The following is a 17044-nucleotide window of genomic DNA, read 5'->3' as shown; positions in this document are numbered from 1 at the left end:
AATTTTTTATTATCAGCTTACCGCCGAAAATCAGGCATCAATTTTTTATAAAAATTAAGCCTTTAAAAAACTTACTCTCTAGCAATATAAATTGATTAAATTTCCTTGCTAAGATTGTAAAAATAAACAAATTTTACATTTGACATTTCAAATGCAAATGTCTAAATTATTTTCATTTTTTTGTTAATTATGCAAAATAAGTATGAAATATGTGGTTCTCTTGACATTATTTATCATAAAAATGTGACTGGAAATGATCTACGTGGCATTAGTACACCCTCAGAAAATATTGCTTGGCTAAGTGGTAATAATGGCACTATTATTCGCACAATTGATGGCGGTGTAACCTGGAGCGTTAAGGGAATACCTGGCGCTGAAAAATTAGATTTTCGTGATATTAAAGCATTTGATGAAAATATAGCCTATGTAATGAGCGTTGGTTATGGGAAAGATTCTTGTATTTATAAAACTACAAATGGTGGGCAAACTTGGGTTTTGCAATTGCAAGGCCAGCATTCATCAGAATTTTTTAATTGTATGGCTTTTTGGAATCAACATCATGGCTTGGTTCTTTGCGATCCCCAAGAAAATAAATTTAAGCTTTATACGATAAAAGATGGAGAGACTTGGTTGCCGATCCCTTCAGATGCAATATTAACAGCTTCTGATGGGGAAGGAGCATTTGCTGCAAGTGGTAGTTGCATGACTGTTTATGGTGACACAAATGTATGGTTTGGTACAGGTGTCAATAACGCTCGTGTTTTTAGAAGTATTAATAATGGATTTAATTGGACAGTAGCAGAAACACCGATTAAAAAAGATAACTATTCCTCAGGCATTTTTTCTATTGCATTTTCTGATTTAAATCATGGAATGATTGCCGGAGGTGATTTTAATAATCCCGATATGGGTGGCCCAAACTTAGCTGTGACGATTGATGGTGGTGCTTCTTGGGCGAGTTTGGCCATTTCTCCGCAGCATTATTGGTCAGCTATTTCATTTACACCAGATAAGCGGAATTTTATGGTAGTTGGCTCAACTCATGCTGGTTACGCATCAAGTTTTTTTGGTAAGCCATTCCCAATTAGCGATGATTGTAAAATAGATAAAGAGGCAGAAACGAGTGACTCATGTTTAATTTGGGAAAGATCATTGAATAACGTTAACTTAAATGCATTTAGTTTTTGGAAGAAAGATAGTGCTCTTGCGGTTGGACCTAAAGGCAACATTGCTGAAATAAAAATACCATGTCAAAAATTGTAAACAACAAGCTATCAATAAATGACATTTTTTAATAGCTAAAATCTACTACAATGCTTATCCTTTTTTCAATTTATACATGTAAAAAGTATTCTACAAAAAGTTGTGGTGCTTATAGAGGAATAGATATATCTGCCTATTTCTTCATAATAGAAAATGAAAATGAGTAAGTCATTTCAATACTTGCTAATATAAGTTTGATTGGAAGAAAATCTAAAGTAAAATTGGTGAAATTTTCTAAGGAGAGATATGCCCATATATTAATAGGTGTAAAATATAATGAAAGTAACTGATAATAATGATAGTTCAACAGAAGAAAATATTTTAACTAAATTACCGCGAGATGTGCGAAGTTATTTGTTTAGCTTCTTTAATCAAAAAGAACTACGTACGATTGCTATCACAAATAAAAAATTAAAAGAATATTCCACTGAAAAAATTAATGAATTAGCTAAAAAATATAAATTTAATGTTTTTTATACAGTAGGGAATCCTATCCAATTTTCTGATAATACACCTAGCCATTATATTTTAGACTTGTATCCACAATTTACCTATAGAAAAAATATCCCTCCTGCAGAGATATATGACTCCTTTAGTGGAAAAAATATTGAAAACCTACGGCTTTTTCAGAATAAAGAAAATGCCTATGAATATTCTAGGTTTTTAAGAACTGGAAGCCATTTAAACAACGGTGAAGAAGCATTTCAGCCTGCTATTTTTAAAGTTATTTATTTAAAGGAAGTAAACCTTTGTAGTAAAAAAAATGAAAATATAATTATTAATCCTAATTGTCGTTCTACTAGATATGATTTAAATGAGCGCTCTAGAAATATTGAATTTTTTGAGGCAAAGAGACTTGATGTAATACCATTAGAAGGAACATTGAAAATTCATTTGCAGGAAAAAGAAAAATTTCGTGACTATGGGACAGTAAATTATGCTAGCTTTAAAAAAGAAAATCATTATTTTAATTTCAAAAGCTGCACTATTTGCTGAAAATTTATTGTAAGTTGCGTTTAAACTCAACCTATATTTATTATCTACCTATATTAATGTCAGTGGATGAGTACGAATAATTAATTGTTCTTGCTGAAAGCGCTTCTCCAAAGAGATGCGATAATTATGCCACCAATCAAAAGAAAAATGATCATCCATAATTTCAAATATAATTAACTCATCTACTACAATTTTGTCATCCTCCTTTTGCCAAAACCCTTGCATAGGTGCACGCGTATAAGCAGTTAAGCCGCCAAATTCTTTTATTAATTCATCATAAGTTTGTTTGAATAATTTCTCGGAGAATTTTTTCTTTTTATTATCGTAAACGGGTAAAAATAATTCTATAAGCTGCATATTAATCCCTAGTGTAAGACGGTTCTTTAACTATCTATTATGAAATTATACCTATTATCTTTTAATTTAAATATTAAATTTTACTTAGTTTGAGATTTGTTCAATTTTTTGAAAAAGTGTTATTTTTAAATTTATACATCCTATAATTAGATCACTATTTCCTTGACTTAAGCATTTTTAATTTAATAGACTGCGAGAAAAATTATAATAAAAATAGAGAGTTGGCATGCAAAATAAATTCTTACCTTATATTAAAGACTGCTTTGAATCATTAGCGAAACAAGATCCCCACTTATTTAATCTTATAAAAGAAGAGCATCAAAGACAGGATAACTCACTTATTTTAGTTGCTTCATCCGGTGTCGCTTATCCGTCCGTTATTGCTGCCAGTACTAGTGATATTACTAATCTAACTTTAGAAGGATATATCGGGAATCGTTTTCATGCTGGATGTGAAGTGATTGATCAAATAGAGCACTTAGCTATTGAAAGAGCAAAGCTAGTTTTTAAAGCACGCTATGCTAATGTTCAACCCTTAAGTGCAGCCATTGCTAATAATGGGCTACTTTTTAGTTTACTAAATGCTAACGACACCATATTGGGAATGCACCTTGATGCAGGGGGACATTTAACCCATGGCGCGAAAGCTTCTATTTCAGGTAAATACTTTAATGCAGTCTCATATGGGGTCAATTCAGAAGGTTTAATTGATTACGATGAAGTAAGAGCTTTAGCAAAAACGCATCAACCAAAACTTATTATTTGTGGTGCTAGTGCTTATCCTAGACTTATTGATTATAAGATTTTTCGCGAAATCGCTGATGAGGTAGGAAGTTATTTGTTAGCCGATATTTCGCATATAGCCGGCTTAATTGCTGCTGAACTCATACCTAGCCCTATTGATGATGCGCATTTTGTTGTCACTAGTACGTCTAAGCAATTATATGGTCCTCGGGGCGGTTTAATTTTAATGGGTAAAGACGCTGATACTATTGTTAATGGTAAAACACTAGCTAACCTTGTTCAAAATAGTATTTTTCCAGGTATTCAAGGTGCACCTAACTTGGCTTCGGTTACTGCTAAGACTGTTATGTTTGGAGAAATATTATCAAATGATACTTTTCTGCCTATGATGAAACGAGTACAAAAAAATGCAAAATACTTGGCTAATGCATTAACCGAAAAAGGATATCGAGTTGTGGCTGGAGGAACAGATACACATATGGTGCTCGTAGATGTTTTTTCTTCAAAAGCAATGACTGGATTTGTTGCTGAAAAGGCATTAGAACAATGTCGAGTTATTGTAAATAAAAATAGAATTCCAGAAGATCAACATTCTGTTTTTGTTACAAGCGGAATTAGGTTTGGCACCAATACGATTGCATATCAGGGTATGGAAAAAGAAGGTGTAATAGCCTGTGTTGATATTGTAGATAAGATACTTTCTGCAACGCAATACATAGATAAAAAGAAATTTGAATTAAATCCTAAAATAGAGCAAGAAGTTAAGGAAGAGATTATTTATATTAAACAAAATTTATGTAATCAGAATATAAACATACATAGAAAACATGAGTCTTTTGTAGATAGCTTAGTCTAATCTTTATTTTAAGGAATGTGATGTTTTCCATAGTTATCAGCATCTTGTTACTACATTTGGGATTTGTAGCTTTGCCTGGGCCAGATTTTGCCATAGCTTTGAATACAAGTCTTACAAATGGAAGAAAAGCAGGGGTTTTATGTGCCAGTGGTATTGCTACTGGCATGTTACTAAATGGCCTAATAAGTTTTTTATTAGGCTCAGCTATTAATAAAAATTACCCAAAGCTTTATTTTTTATTTATATCGTTGGGGCTTCTCTATTTATTTTATATTGGTTTTAGTTTGATCCTTAAATTTTATTTTTCTGATAGGAGGGCTTATTATAAACCTGCGCCTATTCAATTAAAAAAATCATTTTTCACTGGCTTTATTACGAATCTAACCAATATCAAAATTACGCTTTTCTTTACCTCTATTTTGCCTTTATTTATGAGTCTTAATAAATTTTTTCAGATTATTGTCTTAGCAAGTATTGGTATAACTACTTTTGCCTGGTTTAGTTTCGTAGCTTATTTTTGTGATAAGAAAATTAAAACTATTTTTATTAATAAAATCCACCAGGTCGAATTAATAATGGGCATCATTATAATTATGTTTGCTATAGCAACTTTTTATAAGTTTGTCATATAGATTCAAATATAATAGAGCGCCATTAAATTACGCTAAATTTAGAATATTAAGCTAATTATTACAATAATTAGCTTAATAGCTTTTCTTAAGAAAACGTAGCTGAAAATGCATTGCTATATTCGTCTTTCATCATACGTTGCTGATACCTAGCCACTTCATCTTGGCATTTAGTTGTTTGGTATTTAGAGCTTTGCAAATCTAAAACAGTTTCATTTGCATTATTAACAATAGTAGTATCAATGCGCTTATCTTGTAATAAACGCTTAACACAGGCTAAGTGGCCGCGTTCTACCGCATCATGGAGTGCAGTATAACCAACATTATCTTGTTTATTGATCTCTAATTTAGGATCAGCTAAAAATAAATCAAGAACGGCTACATCACCAATCGATGTTGCCATAAATAAGATAGGCTCGGTTGACCCCATGGTTGCATTAATATTAATGCTTGGCGTTTTTAAAAGCATTTTAACAATTTCAAAAGCCTCTTCATATTCTTTTCCCTTTTTTCCAGCGATGTTTCGTATTGCATCTGTTAAAGGTGTTGTACAATAGAGATTACTGCAATTGGTTACTTTAATATGTGGGAATGCAATTAAGCAGCCACGAATAGCATGCACGTCATTTAAACGAATAGCCACAATTAGATTATCTATATCTTCCTGAATGATACCTGGATTACTAGCCTTAAATTTTTCAAAATAAGCAAGATCTTCTACTCTCTCTTTTTTCTTGCATTCAATCATCCCTCTCAACTTTTCATCTTTGGTCATACTGGCTAAAGAATCGCCCCGATAAGGAGATTTAAATAACGTACCTTGATATTGGGACAATAAAATTACCGTTTCAGGATGTCCATTTTGTAATGCTAACACGGAAGGTGTAGTGCCATTTACATCACAAGCGTCTGGACTTATACCACCATAATAGATCAAGTTAGTAATATTTTCGTTATTACCACTTCTGGCTGCAGCGTGAATAGCAGTACTGTAGTTATGTGTCGGTTTAGTTACAACTCCTGGATAAAAATCCATAAGTAAATGTAAAATTTTGGGATCTTTACTGCCAGCATAATAGGCGCTGTACTCACTTGTTTTAGCCTTATGTTTTAGTAAGGTTTCAACCAGATCTGCCCTGTTTGCTTTAATCGCATAGTCTAAAGGGTTATCAAAATCCATCTTAGAGGTACTTGCACCTGCTTTAATTAAGAGATCAATCATTTCAACCGAATTTACTAAACACAAAGCTTCCTGATCATACCAGTTAGTTACATTAACTGTTTGCGGGAATATTTTAATAAGTGATGCTGTAAGTTTTAAATTGTTATTTTTTACCGCAAAATGTAATAAGGGATAGCCTTGAAATGTTTGTTTTTCTAATGACCATGAACTTATTTCGTTTAAGTCATCATCGGTTACTTTATCATTAAGAAAATGATCAAGTATTATCAAACGAGGATTTAGGTTAGGATTTAAAGTAATACCAAGAGACTGTATTTGCTTAGTGACTTGTTCTGAAGAAGCGCCTTTAAATCCTTGTTTCCACAGGTACAACATGAATTCAGCTTGCATGATCTCTTGGCTTACTTCAGAAGTAAAATGGATTTTTATTAAGTCTTTTACAGCTTCGTCTTTTTTTTCAGGAACTAATTTTTGCACAATTAAGCGCATTAATAAATGCGGAAGAAGAGGATGTTTAGCATAGCATGAAATGAATTCTGCTAAATAGAATTGTTCAAAAAATAAGATAGTATCTGCATATAATTTATCTGCAATTTCTTCAGGTAAAAACAATCGATATTTTACTTTCAAAGCGATTAGCATACTTGCAAGGCTACAATTGCCAACTGTTTGAAATTTTCCAGCAATGGCTTCGTGAAATATTAAACCTAAAAGCTCATGCAATTCTCGTTGAATATAGGGTTTATTTGATTCACGATCACTTTCGTGATAAAGCTTATCGATGACAGAATCAGTTAAATTATCTATCTTAGAAATTTTATAATGCTCCGTGGTAGCATCCATACTACAACCACCTCCATTATTACGATAAAAATCATCTTGTTTGATGATAAGGTCTATTGCATGTTCAGTCCAACCAGTAATTATTTCTGCCCCTATATTTTTACTGTCATCTATGATAGAGGAAAATAAGCTGTTCTTAGAAGCCTTGATCAATGAGTAATAACCGCTCCAGGACTTAGATAAAAAATAAAAGCGCATGGCTTTTATTGTCATATTTCTTACTTGTTTTATAGCACCAAGATAGTCAGTGTTTTTTCCTTTTATCTCACAATCTTTTACAAATGCATTCATTAAATGTGCTAGAAAGGGCGCGGTATCATTGTAATTACTTCCGGTAAGACTAGTAAGGCTATTATTGACTGATATTGAACCACTTAAGGAAAATAAATGGCCAAACATTTTGAAATCTCTAATAGAACTCGAACTACTTTTAGACTGCAAATATCTTTCTTCCCAGGCCAGCATATCATCATCAAAGCAGTCCAGACTAAAAGCTGATTCAGTGATATAATTTATCGCCTGTAATTGTTCTGAACTATTTTCTTTAGTGAGTTTCTTTATGTGAGTATGAATCAAATTTATATCAGGTTTTGGTTTGATTTTTTTAAGGGTGCTATATAGATCATCACGTTCAAAAAAGGGATTACTAAGTGCGACGGAAGCTAAACAAAATTCAATATCCAAATCAATATTTGCTTCAACCAGAGCTTTAGATAAAGTTATGATTGTTGACTCTGATAAGCGATTTTGACGAAAATCATCAAAGCATTCTGATATAATCTTTTTAACAAGCTCGCTATGTTCTTCTTGATTTTTACATAGTTCAAGAATATTTTTAAATTCGGATGTAATGCTGTAGTCTGAACTTCTTAATAATTCACTTAAAATAGTTTTATTATTTAAGTTATTTTCAAAAAATAAAGGTGGATGGAGTTTTAAAATATTTAAAAGCAATGCTGTATTAGCGTATTCTGATCGACCTGCCTTATTTTCTTTAATCAAATCAATTACAGATTTACCGTCCTTATTTCTATATAAAACATTAATCCCTTTCTTTATAAATAATTCAGCAACGTCTTCAGCTGAATGCTGACAATGAAGAATTGCTAATTGTAGATAGTTATTGCCCTCATTATCTAAAATATGAACGTTAAACTGTTCATGGTTAATTAATATATTAATTAATTCTTGATCTTTATATTTATCATTAGATAAAAATTGTGCTAACGCAGTTTGGCCATTATTATTTTTGATATTGGGATTTGTTTTTGCATTTTTAGCTATAACAGGAATGTACTCTCGGTAAGAATACGAATTTTCTGAAAGCATATGCAGTAATATTGAATTATGTTGAGAAGTTTTTTGATTAGGATTAAAATCTTTATGCTCTATCAATCTTTTGATTGATTCTTGTTGCTGGTAAAAATTTGAATTCGAGATTAATTCGAAAAGTGTTAAATCTCCTTGTAATTGCTGATTAATATCAAATTCTTCATTATCAAATAAGAAATCCAAAACTTTACTTGTATAAAAAGAATTATGCTGAAGATAATAATTCAGAAAACTATTACCTTCTTTATCAATAATATTTAGTGGGGCTTCGGCTTTTACTAGTGTTTGCACATAATCTAGAAAATTCATGTCTCCCGCATGCTTAGACTTAGCTAATATATGCAATACCGAATCACCTTCATCAGTAAGCTCAGTCGCTATAAAATTTTCTTCGCGAAGTTTAATTAAAATTTCATTAGGTTGGTTTATATTATTGATTAAATCTAGTAGCTTTGAACTTAACATTTTTTTACCAATCTATTTTTAAAGCCGGCTAGTTTAGCAGGCGAAGATTAATGAAATATTAAGCATTTAAGATTAAATTTGCTCACAATGAATTATATAAAATATTTAGAATAAAGTTGGTAATAAGAAATTTATAGTTAATTGCTAAACATTACTCATCGAAGTGTTCGAAGGCGTTTTGGTAAAAGAAGTAGAATAATTAGCATACTTTACCAGTAAAAACTTAATTATTTTATTGAGTACCATACAAATCGCAGTTGCACTTAGTAATACCGTAAACATGTGAGTAAAAGTATGGCTGTAATGCTGTTTTAGTTCAACAATAGTCATTGACTCTGGGGCAATGGCCGTAAGGTTAGCCAATTTACCCGATAAATAGGCGCCAATTCCTAAGGAAACAAAGAAAATGCCCATCATAGTACTTACTTTTTCTCGGCTAGCCAATGTCGTTATTGCTGCAAGTCCAACTGGTGAAAGTAATAATTCTGCAATTGAAATTAATAAATAAGTAGGTATAAAAAGTAAAGGCGATAATAAGACATTAGAATTTTCAGAAAAATGGCAAACTAAAAGAATAAAAACATAAGCTAATGTTGTAAAACACATAGCCAGTAAAAATTTATTACCAGTCCTTATGCCACTTTGCTCAAGCGTTAACTTCTTTTTATTTTTAGACATAAAATAGCCAAAAAATAACATGCCAAAACTTTGAATGCTTACATAATAAGGTGGGGGGAACTTTATACCTAATAAAGTAGGTTTAACAACCCGGGCAATAAATAAAGTTAAGGATAAAAACATTTGAAAATAAAAGGCCCAAAACATAACTGAGATAATACAAAGCAGGCTTATAACCATGGTTTGATTGGCTTGCTTAGCGGGTTCATGAATATAGGTCAAAATGAGATAACTTAGAGACAATAACACAACAAAGCCAAATGCTAAATCAGCAAAATGAGGATAAAATAAAATGAAAAAGGAGATAGACCAAAGAACAGCAATTAATAAAGCAGCTTTAATGATTTTATTAGAGGAGTATTGATAAGGTTGATAGTCGCAAATATTATAGCGTTTAGCACCCATAGTAAATACTAAAGCTGCAATGATCATACCGAAAGCGGCACTTGTAAAAGCAACAGGCCAACCAAAGTAGAGATTTAAGTAACTAGGTAATGTGGTGCCTAATATAATCCCTGACGTTATACCCATATAAAAAATAGTAAACCCACGCTCTTTCTGTGGTGCATCAGTATCGTAGGCGTTACCCAATAATGAAGAAATGTTAGGTTTAAGTAATCCGGTGCCGACGGCTACCCCTGCTAAAGCTGTAATCAAGCCTTGCGTAGAGGTGACAAAAGCTAAAGCAATATAACTAATAAATAAAAAGAAAGCGCCGGTAAGGATAGTTCGTTTTTGACCAAGCAATTGATCAGCAATCCAACCTCCAATAATGGGCGAAAGATAGGTAAGGGCTGTAAACGAACCTACTAAGGCATAAACCTGCTTGTCTGGCCATTTAAAATGTAAGGCCATATATAAAGCAAGGAGAGACTGAACAACATAAAAGCCGTAACGCTCCCACATTTCAGTGGCAAAGAAAACTCGTAATGCTGGTGGTTGTTTAATAGTATTTTCCACTTTCGTTTAATCTAAGAAAATAGCCATATTAACATAATTGATTGTCTATTTTATATCCTTCCTGTAGAAAAAAATAAGTTTTTTTACTTGCTCTTGCCTCTTCACGAGTAGTTTTTTCATCAGAGTAATATTAAAAGTTCACAGACATGGAATGGTGTATTTTTTTTAAATATTGTATAATTTGTAAACTCATATAAATAAAATGTCTACTTCTATGAAGAAAAATGAAGAAGGTTATATTTCGCAAGGTTTGCAGTTAGATAATGTTCTTAACTTTCACAGTATATTTTCGCAAAAATCTTCTCAGAATAGCCCTTCAAGCATGGCTTCATCAGTAGATCGTTTAAAAGATTTCGCTAATACTAATCAAAATTTATGGCTAGAATTAAGTCGTGACACTATGAAAGAATTGATTAATTTATTAGATACTTTCCCTAATCCTAATCTTAATCTGCGTGCCGATATTCGCTGTCCTGAAGAAGTATTATCTACTAAATTAGGTTGTGCGTATGCTTTTCTAGCAAATAAGCGTCGTGAAATAGCTAAGACCTTAAAACATAAGCCGTTATGTTACCAATTTGGTCTATTTAATAAAGCAGGTTTTGCTTCTACAGACGATTTTAACTTAAATAAACATATACCAAGTCAGTGTAATAAAATTTATGCTTTGCTGTTGGATTTAGTTCATACTAAACATCCTCTAGTCGAAGTGAGCAAATTAAATAAAACACTTACGGCTGATTATTCTGTAGGAGCTGAAAAGAGCACAGAAGATGAAAGTAACCCTGGCGAAGAAGAAAAAGCCACTTCAGTAGGAGTGGAAAATGCTGAAAATTATACCATAAGAATTAAACGAAGCGCTGAAGAATTGAAGCAGATACATCTTATGAGTATAGCTTCAAGTCGACCTTTTATCGAGGATGATACAGCACTTACTATTACTTTTCATAATTATGGTAAGGATGATTTAAGAACCTCAATTATTATTGATCATAATCCAACACCGTTTGCAGAAAATTACGCAAGTGAGTCAAGTTTCTTTAAAGTGCAATTTCAATTATTAGAACCTTATTTTGAAGCCTGTTTAAATTGGAATTCTAAACAAAAGGTTGAGGATTTTTTAATTAATGCAGGTCGAATTTCCTACTCGCTTGCTCGGTTACAGCCAGTAGGACGAGGAAATTCAGCAATTGTAGAGTGGTTAATTCGTTCCCTCGCTCAAGCTAAAAACATTGAGCTAGGTGCTTTTAATTCTGCAGAAGGAATTGCTTGGGACTTTAAAGCTTTTTTAACGGTAGACATGGAAAATTATGCGCAATGGTTTGCAACAAGTGCTTTTACAACAGTTTCTATTAAAGATGTGTTAGCCGAAACCTTCGAAGGTAAAGAAAACAGGACTTTTGCTTTATAATTTTGCAATAATATTTATCACTTCCATCGTGCATTAAATATAATTATTCTCATCGTAATAGCTTCTCTAAATTGATCTTCCTATCTAAATAAGTCAATAATTCACAATTAGGAATAATAAGGGATAAATTACAATTATGGAAAATGTAAGTCATAGGCTGATAAAAGCTAAAACCGGCGCAACACTAGAAGCTAAAAGTTGGCTAACAGAGGCTGCTTTAAGGATGCTTTGTAATAATCTTGATCCAGACGTTGCTGAAGCGCCAGAGTCTTTAATTGTCTATGGGGGGTTAGGACGTGCAGCACGTAATTGGGAGTCATTTAATAAAATTGTTGAAGTACTTAAGCAATTAGATGAAAACCAAACTCTCCTTATTCAATCTGGAAAACCTGTAGGCGTGTTTCCAACTCATAAAGATGCACCGCGTGTCTTAATCGCTAATTCTAATATCGTACCTCATTGGGCAACCTGGTCTCATTTTAATGAATTAGAGCATAAAGGCTTGATGATGTATGGGCAAATGACAGCAGGAAGTTGGATTTATATTGGCTCCCAAGGCATTGTGCAAGGCACCTATGAAACATTCAGTGCTGCAGCTAAAAAACATTTTAATGGTGATCTAAGGGGGCACTGGATACTCACGGCAGGACTTGGTGGTATGGGAGGCGCGCAACCTTTAGCAGCTGTTATGGCCGGCGCTAGTATGCTTGCTGTTGAATGCGACTTAAGCCGTATTAAAAAACGCTTACAAACGCGTTATCTTGATTGTTATACAGATAATCTTGATGAAGCTTTACAATTAATTTCTGACTCTTGTCAAAAAAAAGAGCCCTTATCAGTAGGATTATTAGGTAATGCTGCTGAAATATATCCAGAATTATTACAGCGAGGTGTGAAACCTTCGCTTATTACTGATCAAACTAGTGCTCATGATCCCTTAAATGGTTATTTACCTAAAGGGTGGACATTAGAGAAAGCAGAATTTATGCGCAAAACCTCACCTGATGAAGTTGTTAGTGCTGCAAAGCAATCTATGGCTATACAAGTAAAAGCCATGCTTGGTTTTCAAGAGCAGGGTATTGCTGTATTTGATTATGGTAATAATATTAGGCAGATGGCTTATGAAGAAAATGTTAAAAATGCATTTAATATTCCGGGCTTTGTCCCCGTTTATATAAGGCCCTTATTTTGCGAAGGCATTGGCCCTTTTCGTTGGGTTGCACTTTCTGGCGATCCTAATGATATTTATGCAACGGATAAAAAAGTAAAAGAGCTAATCCCTCATGATCAGCATTTGCATCGCTGGTTAGATATGGCCCGGGAAAAAATTGCCTTTCAAGGCTTACCGGCAAGAATTTGTTGGTTAGGTCTTAAGGATAGAGCGCGTATAGGGCTTGCTTTTAATGAGATGGTAAAAAATAAAGAAGTAAAAGCACCGATTGTTATAGGTCGCGATCATCTAGATTCAGGCTCTGTTGCCAGTCCTAATCGAGAAACAGAAGGGATGCGAGATGGTAGTGATGCTGTATCTGATTGGCCATTTTTAAATGCGTTATTAAACTGTGCAAGTGGCGCTACTTGGGTTAGTATTCACCATGGTGGTGGAGTAGGTATGGGTTTTTCTCAGCATGCAGGAGTTGTTATTGTGGCTGATGGCACTCTAGAAGCAGCAAGACGTCTGCAACGTGTGCTTCATAATGATCCAGCTACTGGTGTTATGCGACATGCTGATGCAGGGTATGAAATAGCTAAGCAATGTGCCAAAGAAAACCAATTATGGTTACCAATGTTATAAAGGGAGTTTTCAGGATGGCAGAGTCTTTTGAGCTAAATCCGGGGCAATTAAATTTACAAGATATTTATTCTTTGCTAAGCACTAGGGCAAAAATTACACTTAGTCCAGCCTGCTTGCAACTTATTGAAGACTCTAATCAAACGGTTAAAAAGATCATTGCTGATGAAAAAACTGTCTATGGTATAAACACGGGCTTTGGCTCACTTGCTTATCAAAGAATATCCTCAGAAAAATTATATCAATTACAACGCAATATTGTTTTATCTCATGCATGCGGTTGTGGTGAATTATTAAATGACGACATTGTTGCACTCATTTTATTATTAAAGATAAATGCGTTGGCTTGTGGTTATTCTGGGGTGCGTAAAGAATTAATAGAAGCATTGTTAAGCCTTTATAATCAGCAAATTTATCCTTGCATTCCTGCGATGGGTTCAGTGGGAGCCTCGGGGGATTTAGCACCTTTAGCTCATTTGGCTTTGCCTTTAATAGGTGAAGGGGAAGTTCGTTTTGAAGGCAAAATTTTATCATCAAAAGATGATAAAATAAGAGAAAGTATACCTTTTTTAGATTTAGGTCCTAAAGAAGGTTTAGCGTTATTAAATGGTTTGCAAGTATCAACTTCTCTATGCCTTAAAGCGCTGTTTGATACTGACTTATTATTTAAAACAGCTTTAATAGCTGGCAGTCTTTCTGTTGATGCTGCTAGAGGTAGTGATAGTCCTTTTGATGATCGTATACATCTTATTCGTGGTCATGAAACCCAACGTCTCGTTGCTAGTCTCTATCGATTATTGTTGTCTGGCAGCCAGATTAGAGAGTCTCATCGATTATGTAATCGCGTCCAAGATCCCTATTCCCTTCGTTGCCAGCCCCAAATAATGGGTGCTGTCTTACATCAAATAAAGTTTGTAGCAGAGACTTTGCAAATTGAAGCTAATGCAGTAACAGATAATCCTCTCGTGTTTGCAGCAGAAGGTGATATTTTATCAGGTGGAAATTTTCATGGTGAAATCATTGCTATGGCTGCTGATAATTTAGCTCTAGCAATAGCTGAGATTGGTGCAAATGCTGAAAGGCGTATAGCGCTCTTAATCGATCATCATTTCAGTGGCTTACCTGCTTTTTTAGTTAAGGATTGTGGTTTAAATTCAGGTTTTATGATAGCTCATGTTACCGCAGCTGCTTGTGCTAGTGATAATAAGGCTTTAGCACATCCTCACTCAGTCGATAGTTTACCAACTTCTGCTAACCAAGAAGATCATGTCTCAATGGCCACAAATGCAGCTAGGCGTTTAAGTAATATGATTTCTAATACTGCAACCATTTTAGCAATTGAATTATTAGCAGCCTGTCAGGGTTTAGAATTCCATACACCCTTACAAACCTCATCACTTCTTAAGGAAGCTTATGAAAAAGTGCGTATGCATGTCTCAGCATTTGAGCAGGACCGCTATTTTTCGCCAGATATTGCCATTATTAAAGAAAAAGTTTTACAGGGCGAATTTAAAAATTATGTGACCGAAAATTTCTTCTAATATAATTAAAGGATAATCGTGACCGATCAAGATGAGTTGCTATCTAGTTTTGAAAATCATCAACGTTTATTTGCTAGTCATCCTTATTTACCCCTTGCAACTAGATTAAATAATTTGCGCTTATTAAAAAAATTACTACAACATCATGCGCTTGGCTTAGCAGAGGCTGTTAATAAAGATTATACGCATCGTGTACGTGATGAAACGCTGCTTCTTGAAGTTTTTCCTACCATTAATGCCATTAATTATTGTTTAAAACACTTAAAAAAATGGGTAAAACCAAGAAAAAGAAAAATAGATTGGTACTTTGGAACTGGAAAGGCATACATTATAGCGCAACCAATTGGTGTTGTGGGTATTATCACCCCTTGGAATTATCCTATTTTTCTATCTATGGTGCCACTGGCTTATGCTTTGGCTGCTGGCAATCAAATTATGATTAAAATGTCAGAATTTACACCCCATGTAGGGCAAAAACTGCAAGAACTTATTAAGCTTATACCAGGCTTAAATGATTATGTTAGTCTGCATAATGGTGATGTTGCTTATGCAGAAAAATTTATTAGCTTGCCATTTGCTCACTTATTGTTTACCGGCTCTACAACAATAGGTAAGAAAATAATGGCCGCTGCCAGTAAAAATTTAACGCCCGTAACCTTAGAGTTAGGTGGAAAATCACCAACAATTATTTCTTCTTCAGCGAGTGCTCGTTTTCTAAATAGAATTTTTATGGGTAAATTGTTTAACGCTGGTCAGACCTGCCTAGCGCCTGATTTTTTATTAATAGCAAGAAAATGGGAAAACGACATAGAAAGATTGGCTAAGGAATTTATACAAAGGCATTATCTCAATATGAGGGATAATAGGTATTATTCTAATATTATTTCTAATAAACATCGCGAAAGGCTTTTAAGCTTATTAGAAGATGCTCGCGTTAAAGGGGGCAAGATTGTTCCCCTTGGTGATTTAAAAGAAAATGAACGTTCTTTACCTCTTTATTTAGTTTTTAATGCCAATTCAACAATGCAGCTTATGAAGGAAGAAATATTTGGACCATTATTACCGATCATCGTTTATGATGAATTTAAAGAAGCTGTTGATTTTATTTTAACTTTGTCCAATCCACTAGCTATTTATTATTTTGGCAATAACAATTTAGAAATTAATCAATTACAATATAAAACATTATCAGGTGCTCTAGCTATAAATGATACAGTGATGCAAGCGGCTATTGATGATCTACCATTCGGTGGTGTTGGCCAAAGTGGAATAGGACGATATCATGGTCAAGAAGGTTTTGATACCTTTTCCAATTTAAAACCTATTTTTAAGCAGGGTAGGTTATCATCAATCACCCTTTTTTACCCACCTTATGGTAAATTATTGTATTATTTTCTTAAGCTTTGGGCAGGTATTCGTTTTTCAAAAGATAGTTCAGATTAACTACTTAGGCTATTTATAAAGGTGTATGTTAATTATCATGACAGTTGAAATATTTACTGATGGCGCATGTAAAGGTAATCCTGGCCCCGGTGGCTGGGGCGCTTTACTAAGATTTAATGGTCAAGAGAAAAAAATTTATGGCGGTGAAATGCTTACCACCAATAATCGTATGGAGTTAACAGCTGCTATAAAAGCTTTACAAGCATTAAAACGACCTTGCACAGTAGAGTTGTATACGGATTCTCAATATTTACGGCAAGGAATGACTACGTGGCTTATGGGCTGGAAGAAAAATGGTTGGCGAAATTCTAAAAGAGAGCCTGTGAAAAATGCCGATCTTTGGCAACAGTTAGATGAGCTAGCAACTAAGCATAAAATTAATTGGCATTGGGTGAAAGGTCATAATGGTCATTATGAAAATGAATTAGCTGATGCTTTAGCAAATCAAGGCATCCTTGAGGCTGTAAAATAAATAATATAGGCTATTATTTAAATAAATCTTTGTTATCAATTTAAAATAGGTATTCATTGCCTAATTAATCAATTTTTAT

At 33.6% G+C, this 17044-nt stretch carries 12 protein-coding genes; 9 read left to right on the top strand and 3 right to left on the bottom strand.

Annotation, left to right across the window (positions count from 1 at the left end; all coding sequences use genetic code 11):
* The first annotated feature begins 189 nt into the window (after window positions 1-189).
* Together E1P04_RS04280 and E1P04_RS04275 are read left to right on the top strand one after the other, a co-directional pair.
* Window positions 190-1263: a WD40/YVTN/BNR-like repeat-containing protein gene (locus E1P04_RS04280; RefSeq protein ID WP_131781690.1), complete on the top strand. Its 1074-nt coding sequence runs from the start codon at window positions 190-192 to the stop codon at window positions 1261-1263.
* A gap of 276 nt (window positions 1264-1539) precedes the next feature.
* Window positions 1540-2259, top strand: coding sequence for a hypothetical protein (locus E1P04_RS04275; RefSeq protein ID WP_131781689.1), 720 nt, complete (start codon window positions 1540-1542; stop codon window positions 2257-2259).
* Window positions 2260-2307: 48 nt separating this feature from the next.
* On the opposite strand, the gene E1P04_RS04270 is transcribed toward E1P04_RS04275, so the two are convergent.
* A complete protein-coding gene (locus tag E1P04_RS04270) occupies window positions 2308-2616 on the bottom strand; it encodes a hypothetical protein (protein WP_131781688.1) in 309 nt (102 codons plus the stop codon).
* 226 nt (window positions 2617-2842) lie between these two features.
* On the opposite strand from E1P04_RS04270, the gene E1P04_RS04265 reads away from it, so the two are divergent.
* Both E1P04_RS04265 and E1P04_RS04260 read left to right on the top strand, forming a co-directional pair.
* Window positions 2843-4216 (top strand): serine hydroxymethyltransferase, encoded by a 1374-nt coding sequence (locus E1P04_RS04265; RefSeq protein ID WP_131781687.1) that lies wholly within the window; start codon window positions 2843-2845, stop codon window positions 4214-4216.
* Between the two features lie 20 nt (window positions 4217-4236).
* The gene (locus E1P04_RS04260) at window positions 4237-4848 is read left to right on the top strand and encodes a LysE family translocator (protein ID WP_131781686.1); all 612 of its coding nucleotides are present in this window, start codon (window positions 4237-4239) and stop codon (window positions 4846-4848) included.
* Between the two features lie 85 nt (window positions 4849-4933).
* Here the strand turns inward: E1P04_RS04260 and E1P04_RS04255 are convergent, their stop codons facing one another.
* Together E1P04_RS04255 and E1P04_RS04250 are read right to left on the bottom strand one after the other, a co-directional pair.
* Window positions 4934-8668, bottom strand: coding sequence for an ankyrin repeat domain-containing protein (locus tag E1P04_RS04255; RefSeq protein ID WP_131781685.1), 3735 nt, complete (start codon window positions 8666-8668; stop codon window positions 4934-4936).
* 144 nt (window positions 8669-8812) lie between these two features.
* Window positions 8813-10306: a peptide MFS transporter gene (locus tag E1P04_RS04250; protein WP_131781684.1), complete on the bottom strand. Its 1494-nt coding sequence runs from the start codon at window positions 10304-10306 to the stop codon at window positions 8813-8815.
* 214 nt (window positions 10307-10520) lie between these two features.
* On the opposite strand from E1P04_RS04250, the gene E1P04_RS04245 reads away from it, so the two are divergent.
* The 5 genes from E1P04_RS04245 (at window position 10521) to rnhA (ending at window position 16965) form a co-directional block, all read left to right on the top strand.
* On the top strand, window positions 10521-11717 hold the full coding sequence (locus tag E1P04_RS04245; RefSeq protein ID WP_131781883.1) for a hypothetical protein: 1197 nt from the start codon (window positions 10521-10523) through the stop codon (window positions 11715-11717).
* 136 nt (window positions 11718-11853) lie between these two features.
* Window positions 11854-13512, top strand: a complete 1659-nt coding sequence (hutU, locus tag E1P04_RS04240) for a urocanate hydratase (protein ID WP_131781683.1) — start codon at window positions 11854-11856, stop codon at window positions 13510-13512.
* Between the two features lie 14 nt (window positions 13513-13526).
* Window positions 13527-15050, top strand: coding sequence for a histidine ammonia-lyase (gene hutH / locus E1P04_RS04235; protein ID WP_131781682.1), 1524 nt, complete (start codon window positions 13527-13529; stop codon window positions 15048-15050).
* An 18-nt stretch (window positions 15051-15068) separates the two neighbouring features.
* Window positions 15069-16493, top strand: coding sequence for an aldehyde dehydrogenase family protein (locus E1P04_RS04230; protein WP_242604379.1), 1425 nt, complete (start codon window positions 15069-15071; stop codon window positions 16491-16493).
* 37 nt (window positions 16494-16530) lie between these two features.
* Complete coding sequence (gene rnhA / locus E1P04_RS04225; protein ID WP_131781681.1) at window positions 16531-16965, top strand: ribonuclease HI; 435 nt, start codon at window positions 16531-16533, stop codon at window positions 16963-16965.
* The last annotated feature ends 79 nt before the right edge of the window (window positions 16966-17044 follow it).

Source organism: Legionella gresilensis, from assembly GCF_900639865.1.
GTDB lineage: Bacteria > Pseudomonadota > Gammaproteobacteria > Legionellales > Legionellaceae > Legionella_C > Legionella_C gresilensis.
This window is presented reverse-complemented; position numbering and strand designations above follow the sequence as displayed.

Excerpts from the sequence above, each read along its gene's own strand:
- E1P04_RS04245 (WP_131781883.1), top strand. The coding sequence starts at position 10,521 with ATGAAGAAAAATGAAGAAGGTTATATTTCGCAAGGTTTGCAGTTAGAT.
- E1P04_RS04270 (WP_131781688.1), bottom strand. The coding sequence starts at position 2,616 with ATGCAGCTTATAGAATTATTTTTACCCGTTTACGATAATAAAAAGAAA.
- E1P04_RS04265 (WP_131781687.1), top strand. The coding sequence starts at position 2,843 with ATGCAAAATAAATTCTTACCTTATATTAAAGACTGCTTTGAATCATTA.
- hutU (WP_131781683.1), top strand. The coding sequence starts at position 11,854 with ATGGAAAATGTAAGTCATAGGCTGATAAAAGCTAAAACCGGCGCAACA.
- hutH (WP_131781682.1), top strand. The coding sequence starts at position 13,527 with ATGGCAGAGTCTTTTGAGCTAAATCCGGGGCAATTAAATTTACAAGAT.
- E1P04_RS04260 (WP_131781686.1), top strand. The coding sequence starts at position 4,237 with ATGTTTTCCATAGTTATCAGCATCTTGTTACTACATTTGGGATTTGTA.
- E1P04_RS04275 (WP_131781689.1), top strand. The coding sequence starts at position 1,540 with ATGAAAGTAACTGATAATAATGATAGTTCAACAGAAGAAAATATTTTA.
- E1P04_RS04255 (WP_131781685.1), bottom strand. The coding sequence starts at position 8,668 with ATGTTAAGTTCAAAGCTACTAGATTTAATCAATAATATAAACCAACCT.
- rnhA (WP_131781681.1), top strand. The coding sequence starts at position 16,531 with ATGACAGTTGAAATATTTACTGATGGCGCATGTAAAGGTAATCCTGGC.
- E1P04_RS04280 (WP_131781690.1), top strand. The coding sequence starts at position 190 with ATGCAAAATAAGTATGAAATATGTGGTTCTCTTGACATTATTTATCAT.